The 25,178-nt window shown below is 60.2% G+C and carries 22 protein-coding genes and 1 pseudogene; 11 read left to right on the top strand and 12 right to left on the bottom strand.

The window, feature by feature from the left end:
- Positions 1-3: 3 nt before the first annotated feature.
- From FQ182_RS30190 to FQ182_RS10400, 3 genes and pseudogenes are all read right to left on the bottom strand, one after another.
- Positions 4-81 (bottom strand): annotated as a pseudogene (locus FQ182_RS30190) (outer membrane lipoprotein carrier protein LolA); the annotation flags it as partial.
- A 463-nt stretch (positions 82-544) separates the two neighbouring features.
- Positions 545-1,348 carry a hypothetical protein gene (locus FQ182_RS10395; protein WP_149411545.1) on the bottom strand — a complete coding sequence of 268 codons (804 nt, stop codon included), beginning with the start codon at positions 1,346-1,348 and terminating at the stop codon, positions 545-547.
- Between the two features lie 101 nt (positions 1,349-1,449).
- A complete protein-coding gene (locus FQ182_RS10400; RefSeq protein ID WP_149411546.1) occupies positions 1,450-2,412 on the bottom strand; it encodes an alpha/beta hydrolase in 963 nt (320 codons plus the stop codon).
- Positions 2,413-2,554: 142 nt separating this feature from the next.
- Here FQ182_RS10400 and aroC point away from each other — a divergent pair, with 142 nt between their 5' ends.
- The 3 genes from aroC (at position 2,555) to FQ182_RS10415 (ending at position 5,451) form a co-directional block, all read left to right on the top strand.
- On the top strand, positions 2,555-3,646 hold the full coding sequence (aroC, locus tag FQ182_RS10405; protein ID WP_149411547.1) for a chorismate synthase: 1,092 nt from the start codon (positions 2,555-2,557) through the stop codon (positions 3,644-3,646).
- Between the two features lie 13 nt (positions 3,647-3,659).
- Positions 3,660-4,808 (top strand): MFS transporter, encoded by a 1,149-nt coding sequence (locus tag FQ182_RS10410; RefSeq protein ID WP_149411548.1) that lies wholly within the window; start codon positions 3,660-3,662, stop codon positions 4,806-4,808.
- Between the two features lie 97 nt (positions 4,809-4,905).
- Entirely contained in the window at positions 4,906-5,451 is a 546-nt protein-coding gene (locus tag FQ182_RS10415; protein ID WP_149411549.1) for an acireductone dioxygenase, read from the top strand.
- A 129-nt stretch (positions 5,452-5,580) separates the two neighbouring features.
- Here FQ182_RS10415 and FQ182_RS10420 read toward each other — a convergent pair whose 3' ends face one another.
- Both FQ182_RS10420 and FQ182_RS10425 read right to left on the bottom strand, forming a co-directional pair.
- Positions 5,581-5,859, bottom strand: coding sequence for a DUF3509 domain-containing protein (locus tag FQ182_RS10420; protein WP_149411550.1), 279 nt, complete (start codon positions 5,857-5,859; stop codon positions 5,581-5,583).
- A 110-nt stretch (positions 5,860-5,969) separates the two neighbouring features.
- Positions 5,970-6,203 carry a hypothetical protein gene (locus tag FQ182_RS10425; RefSeq protein WP_149411551.1) on the bottom strand — a complete coding sequence of 78 codons (234 nt, stop codon included), beginning with the start codon at positions 6,201-6,203 and terminating at the stop codon, positions 5,970-5,972.
- 66 nt (positions 6,204-6,269) lie between these two features.
- Between FQ182_RS10425 and FQ182_RS10430 the strand changes: the two genes are divergently transcribed.
- The 4 genes from FQ182_RS10430 (at position 6,270) to FQ182_RS10445 (ending at position 10,131) form a co-directional block, all read left to right on the top strand.
- The gene (locus FQ182_RS10430; RefSeq protein WP_149411552.1) at positions 6,270-8,096 is read left to right on the top strand and encodes a long-chain-acyl-CoA synthetase; all 1,827 of its coding nucleotides are present in this window, start codon (positions 6,270-6,272) and stop codon (positions 8,094-8,096) included.
- Between the two features lie 96 nt (positions 8,097-8,192).
- Positions 8,193-8,708: an ankyrin repeat domain-containing protein gene (locus tag FQ182_RS10435; RefSeq protein ID WP_149411553.1), complete on the top strand. Its 516-nt coding sequence runs from the start codon at positions 8,193-8,195 to the stop codon at positions 8,706-8,708.
- A 633-nt stretch (positions 8,709-9,341) separates the two neighbouring features.
- Positions 9,342-9,872, top strand: coding sequence for a hypothetical protein (locus tag FQ182_RS10440; protein ID WP_149411554.1), 531 nt, complete (start codon positions 9,342-9,344; stop codon positions 9,870-9,872).
- A gap of 67 nt (positions 9,873-9,939) precedes the next feature.
- Positions 9,940-10,131 carry a PLDc N-terminal domain-containing protein gene (locus FQ182_RS10445; RefSeq protein ID WP_010176042.1) on the top strand — a complete coding sequence of 64 codons (192 nt, stop codon included), beginning with the start codon at positions 9,940-9,942 and terminating at the stop codon, positions 10,129-10,131.
- A 114-nt stretch (positions 10,132-10,245) separates the two neighbouring features.
- Here the strand turns inward: FQ182_RS10445 and FQ182_RS10450 are convergent, their stop codons facing one another.
- Positions 10,246-10,716: a methylated-DNA--[protein]-cysteine S-methyltransferase gene (locus FQ182_RS10450; protein ID WP_149411555.1), complete on the bottom strand. Its 471-nt coding sequence runs from the start codon at positions 10,714-10,716 to the stop codon at positions 10,246-10,248.
- Positions 10,717-11,032: 316 nt separating this feature from the next.
- Here FQ182_RS10450 and FQ182_RS10455 point away from each other — a divergent pair, with 316 nt between their 5' ends.
- Entirely contained in the window at positions 11,033-13,120 is a 2,088-nt protein-coding gene (locus tag FQ182_RS10455) for an LTA synthase family protein (protein ID WP_149411556.1), read from the top strand.
- Between the two features lie 69 nt (positions 13,121-13,189).
- Here the strand turns inward: FQ182_RS10455 and FQ182_RS10460 are convergent, their stop codons facing one another.
- Entirely contained in the window at positions 13,190-13,342 is a 153-nt protein-coding gene (locus FQ182_RS10460) for a DUF3309 family protein (RefSeq protein WP_003216767.1), read from the bottom strand.
- A 330-nt stretch (positions 13,343-13,672) separates the two neighbouring features.
- Between FQ182_RS10460 and FQ182_RS10465 the strand changes: the two genes are divergently transcribed.
- On the top strand, positions 13,673-14,488 hold the full coding sequence (locus tag FQ182_RS10465) for an SDR family oxidoreductase (protein WP_149411557.1): 816 nt from the start codon (positions 13,673-13,675) through the stop codon (positions 14,486-14,488).
- Between the two features lie 127 nt (positions 14,489-14,615).
- Here FQ182_RS10465 and FQ182_RS10470 read toward each other — a convergent pair whose 3' ends face one another.
- The 5 genes from FQ182_RS10470 to mnmC form a co-directional block, all read right to left on the bottom strand.
- Complete coding sequence (locus FQ182_RS10470; RefSeq protein WP_149411558.1) at positions 14,616-14,843, bottom strand: YheU family protein; 228 nt, start codon at positions 14,841-14,843, stop codon at positions 14,616-14,618.
- 59 nt (positions 14,844-14,902) lie between these two features.
- Positions 14,903-16,087, bottom strand: coding sequence for an osmoprotectant NAGGN system M42 family peptidase (locus tag FQ182_RS10475; protein ID WP_149411559.1), 1,185 nt, complete (start codon positions 16,085-16,087; stop codon positions 14,903-14,905).
- A gap of 25 nt (positions 16,088-16,112) precedes the next feature.
- Positions 16,113-17,858 carry an N-acetylglutaminylglutamine synthetase gene (gene ngg, locus FQ182_RS10480; RefSeq protein ID WP_149411560.1) on the bottom strand — a complete coding sequence of 582 codons (1,746 nt, stop codon included), beginning with the start codon at positions 17,856-17,858 and terminating at the stop codon, positions 16,113-16,115.
- A 3-nt stretch (positions 17,859-17,861) separates the two neighbouring features.
- Entirely contained in the window at positions 17,862-19,634 is a 1,773-nt protein-coding gene (locus FQ182_RS10485) for an N-acetylglutaminylglutamine amidotransferase (RefSeq protein ID WP_149411561.1), read from the bottom strand.
- 191 nt (positions 19,635-19,825) lie between these two features.
- The gene (gene mnmC / locus FQ182_RS10490; protein ID WP_149411562.1) at positions 19,826-21,823 is read right to left on the bottom strand and encodes a bifunctional tRNA (5-methylaminomethyl-2-thiouridine)(34)-methyltransferase MnmD/FAD-dependent 5-carboxymethylaminomethyl-2-thiouridine(34) oxidoreductase MnmC; all 1,998 of its coding nucleotides are present in this window, start codon (positions 21,821-21,823) and stop codon (positions 19,826-19,828) included.
- Between the two features lie 139 nt (positions 21,824-21,962).
- Here mnmC and pap point away from each other — a divergent pair, with 139 nt between their 5' ends.
- Both pap and FQ182_RS10500 read left to right on the top strand, forming a co-directional pair.
- Positions 21,963-23,483, top strand: coding sequence for a polyphosphate:AMP phosphotransferase (pap, locus tag FQ182_RS10495; RefSeq protein ID WP_149411563.1), 1,521 nt, complete (start codon positions 21,963-21,965; stop codon positions 23,481-23,483).
- Between the two features lie 149 nt (positions 23,484-23,632).
- On the top strand, positions 23,633-24,817 hold the full coding sequence (locus FQ182_RS10500) for a thiolase family protein (protein ID WP_149411564.1): 1,185 nt from the start codon (positions 23,633-23,635) through the stop codon (positions 24,815-24,817).
- Positions 24,818-25,178 lie beyond the last annotated feature (361 nt).

The following is a 25,178-nucleotide window of genomic DNA, read 5'->3' on the forward strand; positions in this document are numbered from 1 at the left end:
TTCTGTAGGAGCGAGCTTGCTCGCGAAGAACCTGAGGGCACCGCGGTGATGCAGGATACCAGCGTTATCGTTAACGACCATCGCGAGCAAGCTCGCTCCTACAGTGGGCAGTGGATACGCTCTTGCTTTTCACCACTCAGGTCGGCTACCAGGCCGCCGTGCTTTTGCTTTTGATCTAAGGCGCCCCGTTAAACCACGATGGCTGAACGCAGGCATTGAGCCGTGGGTAAACCGGCAGGACGCCGGTTTAGCCGCGCTGGGCCAAGGATGGCCCATCGCGGCGGCCCACGGAGCAATGCCGGAGTGAGGGCATGCCGAGCCACAGCGAGGCACCGAGTGGTGGGGCAAGAGCGCTTTGGTTACTTTGCCGCTTTTGCAAAGTGACACGCCGTAAGGGCGTAACCCTAAGCAGCCCTGACCAAAATAACGGATATGTACCCAGCCCGCCGCCCCATAATCCTGTCCGCAACAATGTGTAGACACCCATGCTCATCGCAGGTAAACCACATACATTCAACTCGATTTCTTCAGTGCAAATCAGTTGTCAGCGATGCGTCGCAATCCAGATCAACAACCCCGCCTGAAACACCGTAAACGCCACCAGGCAAGTAATGGTGAAGCGCAAACCGCTGTCTTCGCGCTTGAACTTGATGACCTTTTCCTCTTCCTTGCGCAGCCTCACTTCCTGCTCCGTCAGGTTCTGCTCGGCTTGCTGCAGCATCTGCGCCGCCTCGAGGATTTCCACGAACTGCAGCTTTTCGGTGTTCCAGCTGTCCAGCAGGTCGCTGACCTTGCCCGGTTGCACGTTGCCCTTCAAATGCTGGACATCGGCGTAGGCCACATCAAAGCCCTGGATACGCAGGAAGTGATCACGCCGAAGGCGCGTGGCTTCGTTTAAAGCATCCTTGTTCGCCAGGTCGACACCGTCGACGCGATAGTGCGACCACTTCTTTTTCGCCCAGGCGACACCCTGTGCCACCAGGAAGCGACCGATGCCACGGTTGGCCGGTTCGATCTCCAGGCTGTTGCCGGGGCCGAAATGCACCCGCTGGGTGGCGTGTTCAACCCAGATATCCAGGTGATTCTGTTCGCGCCGCACTCGTTGCCCGGGCAGTTGGATGACCATGCGTAGCAGGCTCTGGTCCTTGTTATTGCGTTCGGCGTAGCCAAATTGAACAAAGCGCAACGGCCGCACGCCGGTGGCGCGATCGGTTGCCAAGGGCGCCAGGCGCAGCATCTTGAAGTGTTCGGCCTGAACCTCCGCCCACGGCAGCGCAGCCGCTGCGGCCGCTTCGGTTTCAGCGGGGGTTTCGGCGGGAGATTCCGGTATTGCGTCGGTGTTCGTCATTCGGTGCGATCCTGTCCAAGCCCCTGCGAGTCGACAGTCTTTTTGCTGTTGACCCTGTGCTTATCGGCCGCTTTATTCAGGACTGGAGGGCAAATGCTAGCTTAACTGGGGCGAAGTCCGTCGATAAAGCGAATCAGGCGGGTACCCAGCTCAGCAGCGAGAGGCAATTGCGGGTTGTTGTAGGAGGCCAATTGCTGTTTCACATCGTTGGGGACGATACGCATCACATGGTTCATGCCTTCGATCACTGTCAGCTCGGCATCCGGTTTGGACACCTTGAGCTTCTGCGCGTCAGTCACGCCCACTTGCAGGTCGTTGGTGCCCTGGATGATCAGGGCCGGCATCGTCAGCTTGGCAAACGCGGCCGAAGGATCGGCGCGGAACAGGCTGATCAGATAAGGCTGCACGCTGGGCCGGAAAATGCCCTCAAGCGGGCCGGGTACATCGGCGTCCACCTGACCAGACTTGAGGTGGTCGAGAATCTGGTTGCTGCGCAGCAACAGGGCCGGGGGCAGATGGTCAGCCAGTTGCTGGCGGATCACCTGGTCCACCGGGCGGGCGCTGCCGGACAGGGAAATCACCCCGGCGGGATTGAGTTGCGGGGCGGCGAGGGCGGCCACCAATGCGCCTTCGCTGTGGCCCAGCACAATCAGCGGCCCCAGGCGCGGGTCGGTTTTCAGCAGTTTGCCCCAGGCGACGGCGTCGGCCACGTAGGCGTCCAGGGTCAGGTTGCGCTCATCGGGTGTTGCCGCGAGGCTCGCGGCCACGCCGCGCTTGTCATAGCGCACGCTGGCGATGTTGTGTTTGGCCAGCACCCACGCCAGGCGTTTGAGGCTGTCGTTGCGTGCGCCATCGGCGCTGTTGCCGTTGCGGTCGGTGGGCCCTGAGCCGGCAATGATCAGCACCACGGGCACCGGGCTGTCGGATTTGGGCAGCAACAGCGAGCCAAACAGCTCGCCGCTGCCGGTGTCCAGGCTGATGGGCCGTTGCAGCACGACAGGGGAGGCGGCGAAGCCAAGGCTGGAAAACAGGGTGAGGGTCAAGAGCAAGACTCGAAGCATCATCGCGCCATCATGAGGAAGGTGCCGGTTGGACCAACGTCTACCGGTAAGGTTTCGAGGATGAACTACTGAGAGAGCCTGCGTATACTGGCGCGCTTAGTTATCACGGTTGAGTTATTTCAGCTGATTTCACGGAGCGCCCTGCATGTCCGGCAATACCTACGGCAAGCTGTTCACTGTCACCACCGCGGGCGAAAGCCATGGCCCGGCGTTGGTCGCCATTGTCGACGGCTGCCCGCCGGGCCTTGAGCTGTCCCTGGAAGACCTGCAGCGCGACCTGGATCGCCGCAAGCCCGGCACCAGCCGCCACACCACCCAGCGCCAGGAGCCCGACGAAGTCGAAATCCTCTCCGGCGTGTTCGAGGGCCGCACCACCGGTTGTGCCATCGGCCTGTTGATCCGCAACACCGACCAGAAGTCCAAGGACTACTCGGCTATCAAGGACCTGTTCCGCCCGTCCCATGCCGACTACACCTACCATCACAAATACGGTGAGCGCGATTACCGTGGTGGCGGTCGCAGTTCGGCGCGGGAAACTGCCATGCGCGTCGCAGCCGGCGCCATTGCCAAGAAATACCTGGCCACCCAGGGCATCGTCATTCGCGGCTACATGAGCCAGCTCGGCCCGATCGAAATCCCGTTCAAGACCTGGGACAGCGTTGAAGAAAACGCCTTCTTCAGCCCCGACCCAGACAAAGTGCCGGAGCTGGAAGCCTACATGGACCAATTGCGCCGGGATCAGGATTCCGTCGGCGCCAAGATCACCGTAGTCGCCGAAGGCGTGATGCCGGGCTTGGGCGAGCCGATCTTCGACCGCCTGGACGCCGAACTGGCCCATGCGCTAATGAGCATCAACGCGGTCAAGGGCGTGGAAATCGGCGCCGGTTTCGCCAGTGTTGCCCAGCGTGGCACCGAGCACCGCGACGAACTGACGCCTGAAGGGTTTGTCAGCAACAACGCTGGCGGTATTCTCGGCGGCATTTCGTCCGGCCAGCCCATCGTTGCGCACCTGGCGCTCAAGCCAACGTCGAGCATCACTACGCCGGGGCGCTCCATTGATGTTCACGGCAACCCGGTGGACGTGATCACCAAGGGTCGCCATGACCCGTGTGTCGGCATCCGTGCCACGCCGATTGCCGAAGCAATGATGGCTATCGTGCTGATGGATCATCTGCTGCGCCATCGCGGGCAAAATGCCGATGTGCGTGTGAGCACCCCGGTGTTGGGTCAGTTGTGACGGTCTGACGGCCGTGGCAGCGCTTGCGTACTGGCGGCTCTCCAGCTTCTACCTGTTCTATTTCGCCCTGCTCGGATCGACAGCGCCCTTCCTGGCGCTGTATTTCGATCACCTCGGGTTTTCCAGCGCGCGCATCGGCGAGTTGGTAGCCATCCCCATGCTGATGCGCTGCGTGGCGCCCAATATCTGGGGCTGGCTGGGGGATTACACGGGTCGGCGCCTGGCCATCGTGCGGTTTGGCGCAGTCTGCACTCTGTTGAGCTTTTCGCTGATCTTCATCAGCAAGTCCTACGCCTGGCTGGCGATGGTCATGGCCTTGCACGCCTTCTTCTGGCATGCGGTGCTGCCGCAGTTTGAAGTGATTACCCTGGCGCATTTGCAAGGCCAGACCTCGCGCTACAGCCAGATCCGCCTGTGGGGCTCCATCGGTTTTATCCTGGCCGTGGTGGCCCTGGGTCGCCTATTCGAAGCCTTGAGCCTGGACATTTACCCGGTGGCGATCGCGGTGATCATGGTGGGTATCATCGGTGCCAGCCTGTGGGTGCCCAATGCCCAACCGTCGACCCAGGGCAATCGCCTGGCCGCCGATGGCTTCTTGCGCCAGCTAAGCAGCCCCGGGGTAATGGCGTTTTATGCCTGCGTCGCGCTAATGCAAATGAGCCACGGCCCGTATTACACCTTCCTGACCCTGCACCTTGAACATCTTGGCTACAGCCGTGGCGTGATCGGCCTGCTCTGGGCCCTGGGGGTGGTGGCGGAAGTGTTGATGTTCATGGCCATGAGCCGGATTCTGACGCGCTTCTCAGTGCGCCGCGTGCTGATCGCCAGTTTTCTGCTGGCGGCGATGCGCTGGCTGTTGCTGGGTTCGTTTGCCGAGTTTTTCTGGGTGCTGCTGTTTGCCCAGGTCTTGCACGCCGCTACTTTCGGCAGTTTTCATGCTGCTGCCATTCAGTTCGTCCAGCGTAGCTTCGGCGCTCGCCAGCAAGGCCAGGGACAGGCGCTGTATGCCGCCCTTGCCGGCACCGGAGGCGCGGTGGGCGCCTTGTATTCGGGGTATAGCTGGAACCTGCTGGGGCCGACCCTGACCTTCAGCATTGCCAGCCTCGCGGCCCTCGCGGCCGCTGTGATCATGGCTGTTCGATTGCCAGAGGAGCGGCCATGAGCCGTGGTGATCAAGAAGCAGCCTTGCGCCTAATGATTTATACCGCCCGACCGGACCTTGAAGTGCCGAACGGTGGTGCCGACCGAGGAACCCTTTCATGAGCAGTCTTTTCGTTTACCACATCAGTACCCCGGATACGCCGAACAAGGTGCTGACCCATTTCGACGATATCGCATCCACGCTGGCCGAGCAGGGCGTGGGTTTTGAACGTTGGCAAGCCGCTACCAGGATCGAGGCGGGCGCCAGCGAGGCCGACGTGATTTCGGCGTACAAGGCACAGATCGACACGCTGATGACCAAGGGCGGCTACGCCTCGGTGGGTGTGCTCAGCGTCAACAGCGATGATCCGCAAAAAGCTGAAATTCGCGCGCGGTTCCTCGACGAACACCGCCATGGTGTCGACGAAGTCCGTCTTTTCGCTGCGGGCCGTGGGCTGTTCAGCTTGCACATTGGTGACTACGTCTATGCCGTGCTGTGTGAGAAAAACGACCTGATTTGCGTACCCGCCGGGACGGCTCGCTGGTTCGATATGGGCGAGGAACCGCGTTTCGTGGCGATCCGCCTGTTCAGGGGTGCCGAAGGTGGAGGTGAGCACTTAACTGGCGACGATATCGCCAATGGTTTCCCGCGTCTGGACGACTGACGCTTCTGACTACTGCCTCACCGGCAACGGTCAAGTTTCATCTGTGAAACATCTATTGCAAATAATGCGGTAAAAAAAAACGGGCCGTGATGCACGGCGGCATCACGACCCGATAAATGAAACGTGCGCTTATGCCGAGTGGTAGGTCGGCAGGGCAAAGCGATGCTGGCTTTGCAACATCGAAATCTGCGGCAGTTCGCTGGCTTGTTCGGCCAGGTCACGACGGATGGCGCTGATGACCCACGTCAGTTGATCGGCCGTGTGCAACTGCTGGTAAGAGATCGAGCGCTTGATTTGCTTGCCTTCGCTGTTGCGCAGGGTCAGCAGGATGCCACCGTCAGGACGGTCCTGGGTGGTGACGTCGAAATTGGAGAACACAGAAGAAAACTTATCTTGGATCAGGCTCATGTCTATCAGCTCCGTTAGCTCATGATTGGCAAGCGTGGAGTGATAGGTGCAGTGATTGTGCCAGTATCCTTATTTACTAAAAATCGTTATAAATCAATGGTTTGTAATTTTTACGGATTTTTGGATTCGTGCAATCTGCATGAATGGCCATCGTGCATCCTGCATTTTGCTTTGTTCAGGCGGGCATTTTGCCATTGCCGGACAAGGCAGGACATCCATACCGACCACCCAATGGCGGTATAAATTCCCTTTATTCGTTTGCCGCTGATCCGGGATACAAAACTTTTCAAATCCTGCGTGTACAGCCAAAGAATGGCTGGCGTATTTTCTTGCAAGGCATTCATCGTTAGTCCTACAGGGATGGATGGCCAAGGATCATACGAATAATAAGAAAAAGGACGTTCCCGCTCATGAGCCATCAGCAAAGTGACATGATTACCTGGGGCATGATGTTGCGTAAGGTGCCCACTATCGTCCGGGCCTTGCCAAGGCTGGTACGCGGCATCCGCGTCGCTAACATCACCGACCTCAACCAGCCTTGCGGGCTGGGCTTCACCTTCGAACAGGCCACCCTGCGCAACCCCGATGGCGTCGCGTTGCTGTATGGCGACCGGGTGCTCAGCTACACCGAGGCCAACCAGCAGGCCAACCGCATTGCCCATTATCTGCTGGAGCAGGGCATCGGCAAGGGCGACGTGGTGGCGCTGTTCATCGAAAACCGTCCGGAACTGTTGTTGACCGTGCTGGCTGTGGCCAAGGTCGGCGGCATTTGCGCCATGCTCAACACCGCACAAACCCACGCGGTGCTGGTACACAGCCTGAACCTGGTCAAGCCGGCGGCCATTGTCGTGGGGGCAGAGCTGGTCGCGGCCTACACGGCCGTGCGCGATCAGGTGGCGATTGACCCGGCGCGAATCTGGTTTGTCGCCGAGCAGCTCCAGACCCCTGCGCCGGGTGGCTACGTCGACTTGATGGCGGCCAGCGCTGGAGCCTCGGTGGGTAATCCGGCCAGCAGCCAGCAGATCTACTTCAACGACCCTTGCTTCTACATCTACACCTCCGGCACCACGGGCCTGCCCAAGGCCGGCATCTTCAAGCATGGTCGCTGGATGAAATCCTCAGCCAGCTTCGGCACCATCGCCCTGGACATGGGGCCCGATGACGTCATGTATTGCACCTTGCCGCTGTATCACGCCACAGGCTTGTGCGTGTGCTGGGGTTCGGCGATTGCCGGGGCGTCGGGATTTGCCATCCGCCGCAAGTTCAGCGCCAGCCAGTTCTGGGACGATGTACGTAAATTCAACGCCACGACCCTGGGATATGTCGGTGAACTGTGCCGTTACCTGATCGACCAACCGCCCAGCGCACACGACCGGGACAACCGCGTGGTGAAAATGATCGGCAACGGCCTGCGCCCTGGAGTCTGGGCACAATTCAAGGAGCGTTTCGGCGTCGATCACATCTGCGAGCTGTATGCCGCCAGCGACGGCAATATCGGCTTCACCAATGTGTTGAATTTCGATAACACCATAGGCTTTTCCCTGATGCACTGGGCGCTCGTGGACTACGCCCATGACACCTGTGAGCCGATTCGCGGCAGTAACGGATTTATGCGCGAAGTGCAGAAGGGCGGCCAGGGTCTGCTGCTGGCCAGGATTGACGACAAGGCACCGTTTGATGGCTACACCGACCCCGAGAAGAACCGTAAGGTGGTGCTCAGCGATGTATTTGAAAAGGGCGATCGCTATTTCAATACCGGTGATTTGTTGCGCAGCATCGGTTTCGGCCATGCGCAATTTGTCGACCGCCTCGGGGATACCTACCGCTGGAAAGGCGAAAACGTCTCCACCACCGAAGTGGAAAATATCTTCCTGCAACACCCGCAGATCGCCGAAGCGGTCGCTTACGGCGTTGAGATCCACAACACCAACGGCCGGGCCGGGATGGCGGCGATTACCCCGTCTGAATCCCTGGCCGCCCTGGATATGCGGGCGTTATTGCAGTTCGCCCATGGCCAACTGCCGTCCTATGCCGTGCCGTTGTTCCTGCGGATCAAGGTGAAAATGGAAACCACCGGCACCTTTAAATACCAGAAGGTGCGGCTCAAGGAAGAAGCGTTCGACCCGGCCAAGGTCGGTGGCGATCCGCTGTACGCCTGGTTGCCGGGCTCCGATACCTATGTGCCCGTGACCGGCGACATGCTTGCGGATATCCAGTCCGGAAAGTTTCGCTATTGATTGTGCCTATGGCCGCGGTGAGGAAAAAAGGGGTGACAGGTTTGGCGGCGCTCGGGAAACTGAGCGCCTTACGAAATGCCAAACAGGGAGCCACAGATGACAGACCAAGCCAAACAAATGACCGAAGAAGAAGCTGCCGAGTTTGCCGAGCAGGTCTTCGACGTGGCGCGCAAGGGCGATGCAGCCTTGCTCGCGGCACTGCTGGCCAAGGGCTTGCCGGCCAATCTGCGTAACCACAATGGTGACACCCTGTTGATGCTGTCCGCCTACCACGGCCACGCCGATGCGGTGAAAGTGCTGCTGGAATTTAAGGCCGATCCGCAGATTGCCAACGACAAGAACCAGTTGCCGATTGCCGGTGCGGCGTTCAAGGGCAACCTGGATGTGGTCAAGGCGCTGATCGAAGGCGGTGCCCAGGTTGAAGGCGCATCCGTCGATGGTCGTACTGCGTTGATGATGGCTGCGATGTTCAATCGCACCGAGATGGTGGATTACTTGATCTCCAAGGGCGCCAACCCCAAGGCAACGGACGCCCAGGGCGTTACCGCGCTGGCCGCGGCCCAGACCATGGGCGCAGTGGATACGGCGGCGCAGTTGCAAAAACTGGTGTAGGCGTGGCGTGGCGTAATGTCTTGCACGGTCACATGTGGGCAGGCTGGGCTGGGTTGGGTTGGGTTGGGTACATATCCGTTATTTTGGTCAGGGCGGCTTGGGGTTACGCCCTTACGGCGTGTCACTTTCGAAAAGCGCGAAAGTAACCAAAGCGCTCTTGCCCCACCACTTGGTGCCTCGCTGTGGCTCGGCATGCCCTCACTCCGGCATTGCTCCGTGGGCCGCCGCGACGGGCCATCCTTGGCCCAACGCGGCTAAACCGGCGTCCTGCCGGTTTACCCACGGATCAATACCTGCGTTCAGCCATCGTGGTTAACGGGGCGCCTAAGATCAAAATCAAAAGCAAAAGCACGGCGGCCTGGTAGCCGACCTGAGTGGTGAAAGGCAAAAGCGGATCTCTTGTGCGAGGGGGACGCCTAGTTCTTGCTCCGGGCGGCGTTCCGACGATGGTCGTTAACGATGACGCGGGCTTTCTGAGTGAGCGCGGTGCCTGTAAGTCCATTGCCGGCAAGCCCCAGCCATCGGCAACCTCAAGAGATGTGTAGATACCGGCCAAAACTGGAATTGTTGCCCTCCATAGACCAGTGTTATCTTCGCGCCCTCAAAATCAGCCTCAGCCACAGGATTCGCCCCATGAAAACCGCACTCGTCGAACTCATCAACAAAATCAGCTCCGGCTGCATGAGCGAAACCGAGATCGTAAAAGTGGCCGACGAAGCGGCTCAGGCGTTTGCTGATCCCGAGGCGTTTTTGACGGCCAACCCGGACATCAACTACGACGATACTTTTCCGATGCCGTTGGGTGAATGGATTGTCGTCGGAAGCCTGCCGGATACGGTGCTGTTCCAGGCCGACACTTATCAGGACCTGTTCGCCCAGATCGTCGCCTCCTTCGGCCCCGGCGTGGCGTTCAATCTCAAGTCCAAGCAGCTTGCTAAAACCGAGGCGCTCACCGCGCTGAACCGCATCCAGATCCAGATGAGCGCCATGAACCCGGAAAACGGCGGCTATGTGTTGATGAACTTCAGCCAGTTGCTCGATGACGAGATTCAGATCGTGCTGGTCTATGGCAACGATGTGCCACGGGTGCTGGAGTTGTGTGCCCAGGTTGGCATCAAGGGCGAGCCTTCCCTGGAAGCCCTGCGGGTTGCGGTCCACGTCTGAAATAATACGGAACCCTCGTCACGGCGAACTATCCTAAAGAGGCAAGCCCTCACTTAGGAGCGACACCATGGGTTCCACTTTTAATGGTCTGATCGGGTTGATCATCCTGGCGCTGGATATCTGGGCGATCATCAACGTGTTCAAAAGCGGCGCCGGCACCGGGGCAAAAGTGCTGTGGATCCTGTTGATCCTGCTGCTGCCAGTGTTGGGCTTGATCATCTGGGCGATTGCCGGGCCACGGGGCAATGTGCGGATCTGACTGACAACTCTGCAATCCCTCCCGTAGCAACTGTCGAATGAAACGAGGCTTCGTTTGCGGTGTGTCAGGCCGTCCGCCGGACGCAGCCTCGTTGTACGAGCGGCGCAGTGTTGTTCAAATCAACCAACTGCCTTCCAACTCCAGCAGTTTCAACTTGTTTTCAATCCCCCCACCGTACCCCACCAGCGTTCCATCACTGCCCACCACCCTGTGGCAGGGAATGATGATGGAAATTGGATTGGCGCCATTGGCAGTACCTACGGCGCGAATGGCCTTGGGGTTGTCCAGGTGCCGGGCCTGCTCGCCATAAGTCCAGGTACGCCCGTAAGGAATCAGCAACAGTGTTTGCCAGACCTGCTGCTGGAATGGCGTGCCCACTGGTGCCAGGGGTAGCTCAAAGACTTCTCTTTTGCGGGCGAAGTATTCATCAAGCTGGCGGCACACCTCGTCCAGCTCATTCGTTGCCGGGGACCATTGCGCCTGGACATGCTCCTGGTGGATGTCCATGTACAACACGCGCAGCCCCTGTTCGTCCGCTGCCAAAAGCAGCGGGCCGAGAGGGCTTGGGTGGTAGCGATAAAACATGCGGGGCAATCCACAAAGGCAGGTCGGACTCAACGATAAAGCCTGAACGGTTTTTTGTGTATCGAGATATTCGCTGTACGAAATTTTCACATTCCATCCAAGACAATTCGCCGGCTTTATTCTCTCTGCCAAGGCTCTAAGCTGGCATCTGCAACGGTGGGCAAGCAGGGCGCGGTCAGTAATCAATGGCGTAGATGCTGTTGATCGGGCACCATTTGCCCCCCCGCGTCAGCACTCGACCTCGATTGGTATGGGCGAGGGCTGCACGCCGCTGCATTATTTCGCAACTTAAACTTCCAATGGGTCCTGAAACGACATGGCAAACCCGGACGCCCTGAGTCAGCAGCGAGCTTCTAATCGCTTGCTGCAACCGACCGTCAAATCCCATCTGGCTTACACGCTGCTTTGCGCTCTGGTCATGATGGTGATGTTCTCCCTGCTGCGCCTGGCGCTGCTGGTGTACAACCGCGAGATGATCCTCGACACGCCGGCCTCGACCTTCCTCGAAGCATTCGCCAACGGCCTGCGCCTGGACCTGCGCCTGGTGGTGTACCTGAGCATCCCGCTGATTCTGGCGCTGTTCAGTGTGCGGGCCATGGCCGCTCGCGGGTTCTTCCGGTTCTGGCTGACCGTCGCCTCGAGCATCGCCCTGTTCCTGGGCCTGATGGAGATGGACTTCTACCGCGAGTTCCACCAGCGCCTTAACGGCTTGGTGTTCCAGTACGTGAAAGAAGACCCGAAAACCGTGATGAGCATGCTCTGGTACGGTTTCCCGGTGGTGCGTTACCTGCTGGCCTGGGCCTTGGGTACGCTGATCCTGAACATCGCCTTCAAGGGCGCCGATCGCGCCACCCGGCCTCGTGGCCCGTTCAGCGGTGGCACCGTCGGCACCCGCCAAGTGGCGCCGTGGTACACCCGCATCGGCGTGTTCGTGGTCTGCCTGCTGATTGCCGTGGTTGCCGCCCGTGGCACGCTTCGCCAGGGCCCGCCGCTGCGTTGGGGTGATGTCTACACCACCGATTCGAACTTCGCCAACCAGCTGGGCCTCAACGGCACCTTGTCGCTGATTGCCGCAGCCAAGGCGCGATTCTCCGAGCATCGCACCAATGTTTGGAAGGCCACTCTGGAACAACCCCTGGCCACGCAGACTGTGCGGGACATGCTGGTGATGCCAGACGAGAAACTGGTAGACGCCGACACCGCCGCAGTGCGCCGTGACTTCACGCCACCGGCCGAGAAAACCCTGCCAATCAAGAACGTCGTCGTGATCCTGATGGAAAGCTTCGCCGGTCACTCGGTGGGCGCCCTCGGTCGTCCGGGCAATGTCACGCCGTACTTCGACAAGCTGTCCAAGGAAGGCCTGCTGTTCGACCGCTTCTTCTCCAACGGCACCCATACTCACCAGGGCATGTTCGCCACCATGGCCTGTTTCCCGAACCTGCCAGGCTTTGAATACCTGATGCAGACTCCGGAAGGCAGCCACAAGCTGTCCGGCTTGCCGCAATTGCTCAGCGTCCGTGATTTCGAAGACGTGTATGTCTACAACGGCGACTTCGCCTGGGACAACCAGTCTGGCTTCTTCAGCAACCAGGGCATGACCAACTTTATCGGCCGCAACGACTATGTCGACCCGGTGTTTTCCGATCCGACCTGGGGCGTATCTGACCAGGACATGTTCAACCGTGGCCTGGAAGAGTTGAAGGCCCGCGAAGGCGGCAAGCCGTTCTATGCATTGCTGCAAACCCTGTCCAACCACACACCGTACGCCTTGCCAACGCCATTGCCGGTCGACAAAGTCACCGACCGTGGCAGCCTCAACGACCATTTGACGGCCATGCGCTACTCCGACTGGGCCCTGGGCCAGTTCTTTGAAAAGGCCCGCAAGGAGCCGTACTTCAAGGAAACCTTGTTCGTCATCGTCGGTGACCATGGCTTCGGCAACGAGCAGCAGATCACCGAAATGGACCTGGGTCGCTTCAACGTGCCGATGCTGATGATCGCGCCGGGCATGCAGGAAAAATTCGGCGAGCTTGACCACACCGTGGGTACGCAGATCGACATCGTGCCGACTATCATGGGCCGCCTGGGCGGTGAAACCCGTCACCAGTGCTGGGGCCGTGACTTGCTCAACTTGCCGGAAGGCGACAAGGGCTTTGGCGTGATCAAGCCTTCGGGCAGCGACCAGACCGTGGCCTTGCTCACCGCTGACCGCGTACTGGTCCTGCCCAAGGAAATGCCGCCCAAACTGTGGCAGTACGAACTGGGCGCCAACCCCACCGGCAAAGTGATTCCTGAATCGCCTGATGAGGCACAACTCAAGCAAAAACTTGAGGCGTTCCTGCAGACCGCTACCAAGAGCCTGCTGGATAACACGGCAGGTGTAGTAGACGGTATGCCGGACTAAATAACGGCGAATAAAAAGAGGCCTTCTTCAAGGCCTCTTTTTTTACATCTTTTTCAGTGTGTAGACGCTTTATATCTTGCCGAGCAACAACAGAATCAGCAGCACTACCAATACGGTGCCGAGAATACCCGACGGCCCATAACCCCAGTTGCGGGAGTGTGGGAACACTGGCAGACCGCCGACCAGCAGGAGGATCAGAATAATGATAAGAATGAGGCTCATATTTTGTTTTCCTTATTAGTCTTCTGAAAAGACCCGGTTGTTAAGTCATAGGCCCGACACTTTAATTCGGACGCCTTAATAATTCCGACCCCTGCGCTCAGCAGAAAATTCCCTATTTTTTTAAAGCTTTTTGGTGGGTGGCTTATTTCTTTTAACGTTGTAGTAGTGGCGTTTTCCAAGTTTAAAAAGATTGAACTTCCATGATTTCCAGTCCTTCGACCCGCCCCGCGGTTTGCCCGTGGCATTCAGCACTCTGATGGTGCGTGGGTGCACTAAAGACCTTCGCTACACTGCGGCTCACTTCTTCTGTGAACCACAAGGCTACTTCCTATGCAAAATCGCATGATGATCACTGGCGCCGGGTCTGGCCTGGGACGCGAAATCGCGCTGCGTTGGGCCCGCGAGGGTTGGCAACTGGCCTTGTCGGATGTCAGCGAGCAGGGCCTGCAAGAAACCCTGAAGCAGGTACGTGAGGCCGGTGGTGATGGTTTTATCCAGCGCTGCGATGTGCGCGACTACAGCCAACTGACGGCTTTCGCACAGGCTTGTGAAGAGAAACTGGGCGGTATCGATGTGATCGTCAACAACGCCGGTGTGGCCTCTGGCGGTTTCTTCAGCGAACTGTCCCTGGAGGACTGGGACTGGCAGATCGCAATCAACCTGATGGGCGTGGTCAAGGGCTGCAAGGCGTTCCTGCCGCTGCTGGAAAAGAGCAAGGGCCGCATCATCAACATCGCCTCCATGGCAGCGCTGATGCAAGGCCCGGCCATGAGCAACTACAACGTGGCCAAGGCCGGTGTGGTGGCGTTATCGGAAAGCCTGCTGGTGGAACTCAAGCAACAGGAAGTCGGCGTACATGTGGTGTGCCCGTCGTTCTTCCAGACCAACCTGCTGGACTCCTTCCGTGGCCCGACCCCGGCGATGAAAGCCCAAGTGGGCAAACTGCTGGAAAGCTCGCCTATCAGCGCCGCCGAGATTGCTGACTACATCTATCAACGGGTGGCCGAGGGTGAATTCATGATCCTGCCTCATGAGCAGGGGCGGATGGCCTGGGCGTTGAAGCAGAAGACCCCGCAGTTGCTCTATAACGAGATGACGGTGATGGCGGACAAGATGCGGGCCAAGGCCCAGTCGGCGAAGGGGTGATATTGCAGGTCAAGCCATTACCCTGTGGCGAGCGGGTAAACCCGCTCGCCACAAAAGCTACGCAGCATTTAAGAAACGTCCGCGATGTCAAAAAAATCGTCATTCTTCTGTTACCGGAGTCCAATCCCTAGTCAAACAAATGCTTGGGCACATCGTGCTTGAGCATCAACTGGCATTGCTCACTCTCGGGGTCGAAGATGATCAGTGCCTGGCCTTTGGTCAGCGCTTGGCGCACCCGCAATACACGGGTTTCCAGGGGCGTGTCATCGCCATTGTCGGTGCCGTCGCGGGTGACGAAGTCTTCGATGAGGCGGGTCAGGGTGTCGACTTCAAGTTGGTCGTAGGGGATCAGCATACAAGCCTCGGTTCAGGAATCCCGGCGATGCTACTTCGCCGGGATCATTGTTGCCAGTATCAGGACTTTTGACCGACCAAACTATCCACCGACGGCACCCGGGTGTCGCTCTCCATCTGCGTCTCGTGTTCCAGTTGATGGCTGAAGCGGTCCAGGGACCCTTGGGCCGGTTGCGCGTCGCTGGCAAATACCGGCGGGCTGAGAATGTAGGCGCCCAGCAGGCGACTCAACGCCGCCAGGCTGTCGATATGGGTGCGCTCATAACCATGAGTGGCGTCGCAGCCGAATGCCAATAGGGCGGTGCGGATATCGTGGCCGGCAGTCACCGCCGAATGGGCATCGCTGAAGTAGTAGCGGAACAGGTCGCGACGCACCGGCAGTTCGTTGTCCGACGCCAGGCGCAGCAAATGCCGGGACAGGTGATAGTCATACGGCCCGCCGGAATCCTGCATGGCCACGCTCACCGCATGCTCGCTGGAGTGTTGCCCTGGCGCGACCGGGGCGATGTCGATGCCGACGAACTCGCTGACATCCCAAGGTAATGCCGCTGCCGCACCACTGCCGGTTTCCTCGGTGATGGTGAACAGTGGATGGCAGTCGATCAGCAACGGCTCGCCGCTGTCGACGATGGCCTTGAGTGCGGCCAGCAGTGCCGCGACACCGGCCTTGTCGTCCAGGTGGCGGGCGCTGATGTGTCCGCTCTCGGTAAATTCCGGCAATGGATCGAAGGCGACGAAATCGCCGATGCTGACCCCCAGCGAGTCGCAATCGGCCCGGGTGGCGCAGTAGGCGTCCAGGCGCAACTCGATGTGGTCCCAACTGATGGGCATTTCATCCACGGCGGTGTTGAACGCATGCCCGGAAGCCATCAGCGGCAACACGCTGCCGCGTATCACACCGTTGTCGGTAAACAGGCTGACGCGGCTGCCTTCGGCAAAACGGCTGGACCAGCAGCCTACCGGTGCCAGCGTCAGGCGGCCATTGTCCTTGATCGCACGCACGGCGGCGCCGATGGTGTCCAGGTGCGCGGACACGGCGCGGTCGGGGCTGTTTTTCTGGCCCTTGAGGGTGGCGCGAATAGTCCCGCGGCGGGTCATTTCAAAGGGGATGCCCAGCTCCTCAAGACGCTCGGCGACGTAGCGCACGATGGTGTCGGTAAACCCGGTAGGGCTGGGAATGGCGAGCATTTCCAACAGCACTTTTTGCAGGTAGTTAAGATCCGGTTCGGGGATGGTTCGGGTCATAAAGACTCCTTGGATTCGGATCAGCTCAGCTTGAAGGCTGACTATGGGGGAACAACAAATCCACAAACTTCTCAGCCGTCGGCTGCGGCTCATGATTTGCCAGGCCCGCGCGTTCGTTAGCTTCGATAAATACGTATTCCGGCTGGTCAGCCGCCAGCACCATCAGATCGAGCCCGACCACGGGAATGTCTAGGGCTCGTGCAGCGCGCACGGCGGCGTCCACCAGGGTGGGGTGCAAAATGGCGGTCACATCCTCCAGGCAACCGCCGGTGTGCAGGTTGGCGGTACGGCGCACCGACAGGTGTTGGCCGGGCGTCAGGATGCTGCTGTAGTCGTAGCCGGCGGCATGAAGGGTGCGTTGGGTTTCATCATCCACCGGGATTTTGCTTTCGCCGTCGGTGGCAGCCTGGCGTCGACGGCTCTGGGCTTCGATCAAGGCGCCGATGGTGTGTTGGCCGTCGCCGATCACTTCTGCCGGGCGGCGAATCGCGGCAGCCACCACGTCAAAACCGATCACTACAATGCGCAGGTCCAGGCCTTCGTGGAAGCTTTCCAGCAACACCCGACCATCGAACTGGCGCGCCGCTTCAATGGCTTTCTGCACCTCTTCGATAGTCTGCAAATCCACCGCCACGCCTTGGCCCTGTTCGCCATCCAGCGGCTTGACCACGATGCGCCGGTGTTCGTCGAGAAACTCCAGATTCTCGTCGGCACTCCCCGCCAACTGTTGCGCCGGCAGGTTAAGCCCCGCGGCCTTGAGCACCTTATGGGTCAGGCTCTTGTCCTGGCACAAGGTCATGCTGACGGCGCTGGTCAGGTCGCTCAAAGACTCCCGGCAGCGCACCCGGCGCCCGCCATGGCTCAAGGTGAACAGGCCCGCATCGGCATCGTCTACTTGCACATCAATTCCGCGTCGATGGGCCTCCTCGACGATGATCCGCGCATAGGGATTGAACCCCGCTTGTGGCCCCGGCCCGAGGAACAGCGGCTGGTTGATGCCGTTCTTGCGTTTGATGGCGAAGGTGGTCAGCGGCCGAAAGCCAAGCTTGGCGTAGAGACTTTTCGCCTGACGGTTATCGTGCAATACCGACAGGTCAAGGTAACTCAGCCCACGGCTCATAAAGTGTTCGATAAGATGGCGCACCAGCACTTCGCCGACCCCGGGCCGGGTACATTGCGGGTCCACCGCCAGGCACCAGAGGCTGCAGCCGTTTTCCGGATCGTGAAAGGCTTTCTGGTGATTGAGGCCCATGACGCTACCGATCACTGCGCCGCTGTCTTCATCCTCGGCCAGCCAGTACACCGGCCCGCCTTGATGGCGTGGGGTCAGCAACGCCGGGTCCACCGGCAACATGCCGCGGCCCTGGTACAGCTGATTGACCGCCTGCCAATCCGTCTCGCTCTGCACGCGGCGAATGCGAAAACCGCGAAATACCCTGGTCGCCGGGCGGTAGTCGCTAAACCACAGGCGCAGGGTGTCGGAGGGATCAAGAAACAACTGCAGGGGATCAATCCCCAGAATTTGCTGGGGCGCCGCCACATACAGGGCGATATCCCGTTCCCCAGGCTGCTCGTTGAGCAACTCCAGGGCCAGGCTCGCTGGGTCGGGAAAGGTATGGCCGATCAACAGCCGGCCCCAGCCGCAGTGCACGGCGACAGGCTCGGGGCCCAGTTCGCTGCCATCTTCGGCGAAGCGGGCTTGCAGGCGCTCATAGGAGGGCGCCTGGCCCCGCAGCAAGCGTTGGCTGTAAGCCGTGGCATGAGGTTTCATGAATCAGATTCCTTGTTCGCTGAGCCACAGGTTCAGTGCCGCCAGTTGCCACAGCTTGGAACCGCGCAACGGGGTCAATTGGCCTTGGGGGTCGGTGAGCAAGCGGTCAAGCATTGCGGGGTTGAACAGGCCGCGATCCTGGCTCGGGTCCAGCAGCAGATCGCGCACCCAGTTCAAGGTATCGCCCTGCAAGTGCTTGAGGCCGGGCACCGGAAAGTAGCCTTTCTTGCGGTCGATGACTTCGCTGGGAATCACCCGTCGCGCGGCTTCCTTGAGCACTTGTTTGCCGCCGTCCGGCAGTTTGAATTTACCCGGCACACGGGCCGACAATTCCACCAGGCGATAGTCGAGAAACGGCGTGCGCGCCTCCAGACCCCAGGCCATGGTCATGTTGTCCACGCGCTTGACCGGGTCGTCCACCAGCATCACCGTGCTGTCCAGGCGTAGGGCTTTATCCACAGCTGCTTCGGCGCCGGGCTGGGCGAAATGCTCGCGCACGAAGTCACCGGCGGCGTCATTGGCCGTCAGCCATTGTGGCTGGACGGTGGCGGCGTAGTCATCGTAGCTACGGTCGAAAAACGCATCGCGATAGGCGCCATACGGGTCGCTGGCGCCATCCACCTGCGGGTACCAGTGGTAACCGGCGAACAGTTCATCGGCGCCTTGGCCGCTCTGTACCACCTTGCAATGCTTGGCCACCTCCCGAGACAAGAGGTAGAAGGCGATGCAGTCATGGCTGACCATCGGCTCGCTCATGGCGCGAAAGGCTGCCGGCAATTGCTCGATGATCTCGCTTTCGGCGATGCGCAATTGGTGGTGACGAGTGCCGTAGTGCTTGGCGATCAGGTCCGAATACTGGAACTCGTCGCCACGCTCGCCACCGGCGTCTTCGAAGCCGATGGAGAAGGTCGACAAGTCCTGCACGCCGACTTCTCGCAACAGGCCTACCAGCATGCTGGAATCGACGCCGCCCGAGAGCAGCACACCGACATCCACTGCTGCCCGTTGACGAATGGCCACGGCTTCGCGGGTGCTGTCGAGGACACGGTCTGTCCAGTCTTCCAGGGTGAGGTTGGTTTCGTCGGCGTGGGGACCGTAAGGCAGGGTCCACCAGGTTTTCTGTTCGGTCTTGCCATCCGCGTCGATGCGCATCCAACTGGCCGGCGGCAACTTTTCAATGCCCGCCAACAGGGTGCGTGGTGCAGGCACCACGGCGTGGAAGTTCAGGTAGTGGTTGAGCGCAACCGGATCAAGGATCGGGTTGATATCGCCACCCTTGAGCAACGCGGGCAAGGCCGAGGCGAAACGCAGGCGCTGGCCGGTGCGCGACAGGTACAGCGGCTTCACCCCGAGGCGATCACGGGCGATGAACAGGCGCTGGGCATCACGCTCCCAGATGGCGAAGGCAAACATGCCATTGAGCTTGGGCAGCAGCGCCTCGCCCCAGGCGTGATAGCCCTTGAGCAACACTTCTGTGTCACCCGCGGAATAGAACGCATAGCCCAGTGCTTCGAGTTCGGCGCGCAGCTCCGGGAAGTTATAGATTGCACCGTTGAACGCCAGGGACAGGCCCAATTGGGCGTCGACCATCGGTTGGGCGGAGCCGTCCGACAGGTCCATGATTTTCAGGCGTCTATGGCCCAAGGCAATAGGCCCTTGGGCATGGAAGCCCCACGCGTCAGGTCCGCGAGGGGCCAAGTGATGGGTGATTCGTTCCACCGCTGCCAGGTCGGCAGGTTGGTGATCGAAACGTAATTCTCCAGCTAATCCGCACATAAATTCCTTACCGGTTTTTCCGTTGGGGAGGGGTAAAAGTGCATCACGACAAAATGTGTGGGCACCCAGAGACTGACCCGAGTGCATTCAGGGAGTTTTAGAACAATCAGTTATAAGGCAAAGGGCCGCAGCCTCGCGGAACCTGCTCGGCGGGCTGTGGGGCCTGTGCTTGGGGGGCGGTGCGCGACAGATTACTTTTGCGTTTTTGTGACATTGCTGCGAATCAGCGCCCGTATGGCGAATCGATTCGGATGACAGGCCTCGGCCACGTTTCTGGGCAAGGGCAGCGGTTCATTGTCCAGCCACGCCGCCAGCAGTTCGCCGGACAACGGCGCGGTGATCAGGCCCCGTGAGCCATGGCCACTGTTGACGTACAGGCCGTCCAGCCATGGGCAGGCAACGTCTGGTGTGTGGCGGGCATCCTTGCGCAGGGCGTCATAGGCTTGGGCAAACGCCGGAGGGTCGGCCAGTGGCCCGACGATGGGCAAATAGTCCGGGCTGGTGCAGCGAAAAGCGGCGCGCCCCGCGAGGGTTTCGGGGGCGAGGGTGTCGGCCTGCAGGCGCTGCGCCAGATCCGGGGAAATCTCCTGCAGCAGCGCCAGGTTGCCGGCGTGTTCGGCGGCGCTGGGCGTCAGGTCATCGCTCTTGAAGTCGAAACTGGCCCCCAGGGTGTGCTCACCCAGGCGCGGCGGTGCGACATAACCTTCGGCACACACCACGGTCGCCAGTTGCTGACTCGCTACCGTCTGTGGCAACCGGGTGATTTGCCCGCGAATGCGCTTGAGGGGCAGCTCGGCGCTGGCGGTAAAACGCTTGACCTCGGCGGCACCCGCTAACACCACCACCGGCGCGCTGGCCAGTAACTGCTCACCGTCCCAGGCCTGCCACTGGCTTTCGACCTTGCGTAGCTCAAGCACCTCGTGATGGACCAGAACATCGATGCCCTGTTGCCCTGCCTGCCATTGGCAGAGCGCTGGAGGGTGAACCCAACCGCCTTCGGGGAAAAACATCCCGCCGTGCTCCAGAGCAATACCGGCACGAGCCTGGGCCTGGTCTCTGTCCAGCAGATGCAACAAATCGGCCGTAAAGGCCTCGGCCAGTTGCGCCTGACGCTCGGCCTCCTTGGCATTGAAGGCCAGTTGCAGCACGCCACAGCCGTCCCAGTCCACGCCGCGTTGCAGGTGTTCCAGCAGGCGCCGGGTATGACCGAATCCGCTGACAATCATCTGCGACAGCGCGGTGCCATGGGCGGACAGTTTGAGATAGAGCACCCCTTGCGGGTTGCCTGAGGCTTCCTGGGCCAGGCCGTCATGGCGCTCCAGCAGACTGACCTGCCAACCCCGCGCCGCGAGACTGGCAGCACTGGCGCAACCGGCCAGACCGCCGCCGATCACCAGGGCCCGTCGCTCGCCGTTGATCGCTGGCGGGCGGGCGAACCAGGGCTTGATCGCGGCAGGCGCAGGCGTATCGGCCGGCCAACCGAGAAATTCTCCCCGCAGGATTTCCCACTTATGGCCGATGCCCGGTGTGCGCTTCATCTTGAACCCGGCGCCATTGAGCAGGCGCCGTACCCACCCGGTACTGGTGAAGGTGCTGATGGTCGAGCCCGGCGCCGCCAGCCGCGCCAGTTCGGCAAACAGCTCGGCGGTCCACATGTCCGGGTTTTTCGCCGGGGCAAAACCGTCGAGAAACCAGGCGTCGACCTGTGCGTCCAGTTGCGGCAATTGCTCCAGGGCATCGCCGATCAGCAACGTCAGGGTCACGCGACCGTTATCCAGCACCAGGCGCTGGAAGCCTGGGTGAATGGCGATGTACTGCGCCAGCAACTGATCGGCAAAAGGCTTGAGCTGCGGCCAAAGGGCCAGGGCCCGCTGCAGGTCGGCGTGGCTGAGCGGGTACTTTTCCACGCTGACAAAATGCAGGCGGGCGCCTTGCACCGCGTGTTGTTCAAACAGCTGCCAGGCGCAGAGAAAGTTCAGCCCGGTGCCGAAACCGGTTTCGCCAATCACCAGCCTGCCACCTGCGGGCAAGGCGGCGAAGCGTTCTTGCAGGCGGTTCTGCTCGATGAATACATAGAGCGTTTCTTCCAGGCCCGATTGGTCGGAAAAGTACACGTCATCGAAGACCCGCGAGCGCGGGCGTCCCTGATCATCCCAGTCGAGCTGGGCATTGGGCAGTACTGGGTTCATGGGCAACTCGGCAAAGGCAAGGCGGCTATTCTAGCCGATCCCACACCAGGCAATTGATCCACGGCAAGTGCCATGGAATTGCCCTCCCGCCGTGGTGCCCAATCCGCTAGTCTTGACCCATCTTGGAAGGGAGTCGCCCATGTTTGAATCTGCCGAAATTGGTCACGCCATCGACAAAGAGACTTACGACGCCGAAGTACCGGCCCTGCGCGAAGCCTTACTGGAAGCTCAGTACGAACTGCAACAGCAAGGTCGGTTCCCGGTGATCGTGCTGATCAACGGCATTGAAGGCGCCGGCAAGGGCGAAACGGTCAAGCTGCTCAATGAGTGGATGGACCCGCGACTGATTGAGGTGCGCACCTTCGACCAGCAGACCGACGAAGAGCTGGCCCGCCCACCGGCCTGGCGCTATTGGCGACAGTTACCGGCCAAGGGACGCATGGGGATTTTTTTCGGCAACTGGTACAGCCAGATGCTCCAGGACCGGGTTCATGGGCAGATCAAGGACGCGCGGCTGGACCAGGCCATTGCCGGCGCCGAGCGCCTGGAACAAATGCTCTGCGATGAAGGCGCACTGATCTTCAAGTTCTGGTTTCACCTGTCCAAGAAGCAAATGAAGGCCCGGCTCAAGGCCCTGCAGGATGACCCGCTGCACAGCTGGCGCATCAGCCCGCTGGACTGGCAGCAGTCCGAGACCTACGGCAAGTTCGTGCATTTCGGTGAGCGGGTATTGCGCCGCACCAGCCGCGACTACGCGCCTTGGCATGTGATTGAAGGGGTCGATGCGCATTATCGCGGGCTGACCGTTGGCAGGATCCTCCTGGAAGGTTTGCAGAACGCCCTCAAGCGGCTCAAGGCCAAGGCCAGCGGCATTAACCCTGCGCCGCTGCCGTCTTCTGTCGACCAGTTGAGCCTGGTGGGCAGCCTGGACATGACCTTGCGCCTGGAAAAGGACGACTACGAAGAACAACTGATTACCGAGCAGGCGCGGCTTTCCGGCTTGATGCGCGACAAACGCATGCGCAAGCACGCGTTGGTGACGGTGTTCGAGGGCAACGATGCGGCGGGCAAGGGCGGGGCGATCCGTCGTGTCGCCGCCGCCCTTGATCCACGTCAGTACCACATCGTGCCGATTGCCGCGCCCACCGAGGACGAGCGTGCACAGCCTTACCTTTGGCGCTTCTGGCGGCAAATTCCGGCGCGGGGCATGTTCACCGTGTTCGACCGCTCCTGGTATGGCCGAGTGCTGGTGGAGCGGATCGAAGGGTTCTGCACACCGGCTGACTGGATGCGCGCTTATGCCGAGATCAACGACTTTGAAGAACAGTTGAGCGACGCCGGCGTCATCGTCGTCAAGTTCTGGCTGGCCATCGACAAACAGACCCAGCTGGAACGCTTTCAAGCTCGGGAAGAAATTCCCTTCAAGCGCTTCAAAATTACTGAAGACGACTGGCGCAACCGCGACAAATGGGATGACTACCGGGCGGCGGTGGGCGATATGGTTGATCGCACCAGCACTGAGATTTCACCCTGGACGCTGGTGGAGGCCAATGACAAACGCTGGGCGCGGGTCAAGGTGCTGCGCACCATCAACCTGGCGCTGGAGGCGGCGTTCGAGCGGTCTGACAAGCACGACAAGAAGAAAGGCAAAAAGAAGTAGTCGGGCCGACGCTCGCCACAGGGTATGGGTTCACCATCAAAATAGTTGTCCGTACTCGTGACATACGCGGGGTGAATGATTGTCGCGGTTCGTGAGGGCTGGATCTATGCTCGGTCCATCTCTCAATAACCACAATAATGAGGTAGCCCATGCGTGAAGTAGTGATCGTCGACAGCGTGCGAACCGGCCTGGCCAAGTCCTTTCGCGGCAAGTTCAACCAGACTCGCCCCGATGACATGGCCGCCCATTGCGTCAATGCCCTGCTGACTCGCAACGGTATTGACCCGGCCAGCGTCGAGGATTGCATCGTCGGCGCCGGCTCCAACGAAGGCGCCCAGGGCTACAACATTGGTCGCAATGTGGCGGTGCTGTCCCGTCTGGGCACTGGCACCGCTGGCATGACCCTCAACCGTTTCTGTTCGTCGGGCTTGCAGGCCATTGCCATCGCCGCCAACCAGATTGCTTCTGGCTGCAGTGAGATCATCGTCGCCGGCGGTGTCGAGTCCATCAGCCTGACCATGAAAAGCGTGAACACCGACAACCTGATCAACCCGTTGCTCAAGGAGCAGGTGCCGGGCATCTACTTCCCCATGGGTCAGACCGCCGAAATCGTCGCCCGTCGCTATAACGTCAGCCGCGAAGAGCAGGACCTGTACGCCCTGCAAAGCCAGCAGCGTACGGCGCAGGCCCAGGTCGATGGTTTGTTCGACGATGAAATCGTGCCGATGACGGTCAAGTACAAGGTGGAAGACAAGAATACCGGTGAGGTGCAAATTCTTGATGGCGTGGTGGACCGCGACGACTGCAATCGCCCGGATACCACCCTGGCCAGCCTGACCGGTTTGAAGCCAGTATTTTCCGAAGACGGATCGGTGACGGCGGGCAACTCGTCGCAGTTGTCTGACGGGGCCTCGATGACGTTGGTGATGAGCCTGGAAAAGGCACTGGAACTGGGGCTCAAACCGAAGGCATTTTTCCGTGGTTTTACCGTCGCCGGTTGCGAGCCGGATGAGATGGGCATTGGTCCGGTGTTCTCGGTGCCCAAGTTGCTCAAGGCGCGGGGGCTTTCGGTGGCGGATATCGACCTGTGGGAGCTCAACGAGGCCTTTGCTTCGCAGTGCCTGTATGCACGCAACCGGCTGGAGATTGATAACGCCAGGTACAACGTCAACGGCGGCTCGATTTCGATTGGTCACCCTTTTGGCATGACCGGGTCGCGGCAGGTCGGGCACTTGGTGCGTGAGTTGCAACGGCGCAATCTTCGGTATGGGATCGTCACCATGTGCGTGGGCGGCGGGATGGGGGCGACGGGGTTGTTCGAAGCGGTGCGTTAGTCGGGGGCCTCGGTTGGGTTGGGTTGGGTGTATATCCGTTGCTGCGGTCATGGCGGCTTAGGGTTACGCCCTTACGGCGTGTCACTTTGAAAAGCCCAAAGTAACCAAAGGCTCTTGCCCCACCACTTGGTGCCTCGCTGTGGCTCGGCATGCCTTCACTCCGGCATTGCTCCGTGGGCCGCCGCGATGGGCCATCCTTGGCCCAGCGCGGCTAAACCGGCGTCCTGCCGGTTTACCCACGGATCAATGCCTGCGTTCAGCCATCGTGGTTTAACGGGGCGCCTAAGATCAAGATCAAAAGCACGGCGGCCTGGTAGCCGACCTGAGTGGTGAGAAGCAAGAGCGGACCCCATGCCACCTG

The organism is Pseudomonas sp. ANT_H4, assembly GCF_008369295.1.
In the GTDB taxonomy this organism is placed as follows: Bacteria; Pseudomonadota; Gammaproteobacteria; order Pseudomonadales; family Pseudomonadaceae; genus Aquipseudomonas.

What these genes read in the sequence shown, in the direction of transcription:
- FQ182_RS10470 (WP_149411558.1), bottom strand. Translation starts at nt 14,843, where the DNA reads ATGCTGATCCCCTACGACCAACTTGAAGTCGACACCCTGACCCGCCTC.
- FQ182_RS10455 (WP_149411556.1), top strand. Translation starts at nt 11,033, where the DNA reads ATGGCAAACCCGGACGCCCTGAGTCAGCAGCGAGCTTCTAATCGCTTG.
- FQ182_RS10435 (WP_149411553.1), top strand. Translation starts at nt 8,193, where the DNA reads ATGACAGACCAAGCCAAACAAATGACCGAAGAAGAAGCTGCCGAGTTT.
- FQ182_RS10460 (WP_003216767.1), bottom strand. Translation starts at nt 13,342, where the DNA reads ATGAGCCTCATTCTTATCATTATTCTGATCCTCCTGCTGGTCGGCGGT.
- FQ182_RS10420 (WP_149411550.1), bottom strand. Translation starts at nt 5,859, where the DNA reads ATGAGCCTGATCCAAGATAAGTTTTCTTCTGTGTTCTCCAATTTCGAC.
- FQ182_RS10485 (WP_149411561.1), bottom strand. Translation starts at nt 19,634, where the DNA reads ATGTGCGGATTAGCTGGAGAATTACGTTTCGATCACCAACCTGCCGAC.
- FQ182_RS10430 (WP_149411552.1), top strand. Translation starts at nt 6,270, where the DNA reads ATGAGCCATCAGCAAAGTGACATGATTACCTGGGGCATGATGTTGCGT.
- FQ182_RS10465 (WP_149411557.1), top strand. Translation starts at nt 13,673, where the DNA reads ATGCAAAATCGCATGATGATCACTGGCGCCGGGTCTGGCCTGGGACGC.
- FQ182_RS10425 (WP_149411551.1), bottom strand. Translation starts at nt 6,203, where the DNA reads ATGAATGCCTTGCAAGAAAATACGCCAGCCATTCTTTGGCTGTACACG.
- FQ182_RS10400 (WP_149411546.1), bottom strand. Translation starts at nt 2,412, where the DNA reads ATGATGCTTCGAGTCTTGCTCTTGACCCTCACCCTGTTTTCCAGCCTT.
- mnmC (WP_149411562.1), bottom strand. Translation starts at nt 21,823, where the DNA reads ATGAACCCAGTACTGCCCAATGCCCAGCTCGACTGGGATGATCAGGGA.
- FQ182_RS10475 (WP_149411559.1), bottom strand. Translation starts at nt 16,087, where the DNA reads ATGACCCGAACCATCCCCGAACCGGATCTTAACTACCTGCAAAAAGTG.
- FQ182_RS10445 (WP_010176042.1), top strand. Translation starts at nt 9,940, where the DNA reads ATGGGTTCCACTTTTAATGGTCTGATCGGGTTGATCATCCTGGCGCTG.
- FQ182_RS10440 (WP_149411554.1), top strand. Translation starts at nt 9,342, where the DNA reads ATGAAAACCGCACTCGTCGAACTCATCAACAAAATCAGCTCCGGCTGC.
- aroC (WP_149411547.1), top strand. Translation starts at nt 2,555, where the DNA reads ATGTCCGGCAATACCTACGGCAAGCTGTTCACTGTCACCACCGCGGGC.
- ngg (WP_149411560.1), bottom strand. Translation starts at nt 17,858, where the DNA reads ATGAAACCTCATGCCACGGCTTACAGCCAACGCTTGCTGCGGGGCCAG.
- FQ182_RS10415 (WP_149411549.1), top strand. Translation starts at nt 4,906, where the DNA reads ATGAGCAGTCTTTTCGTTTACCACATCAGTACCCCGGATACGCCGAAC.
- FQ182_RS10450 (WP_149411555.1), bottom strand. Translation starts at nt 10,716, where the DNA reads ATGTTTTATCGCTACCACCCAAGCCCTCTCGGCCCGCTGCTTTTGGCA.
- FQ182_RS10500 (WP_149411564.1), top strand. Translation starts at nt 23,633, where the DNA reads ATGCGTGAAGTAGTGATCGTCGACAGCGTGCGAACCGGCCTGGCCAAG.
- pap (WP_149411563.1), top strand. Translation starts at nt 21,963, where the DNA reads ATGTTTGAATCTGCCGAAATTGGTCACGCCATCGACAAAGAGACTTAC.
- FQ182_RS10395 (WP_149411545.1), bottom strand. Translation starts at nt 1,348, where the DNA reads ATGACGAACACCGACGCAATACCGGAATCTCCCGCCGAAACCCCCGCT.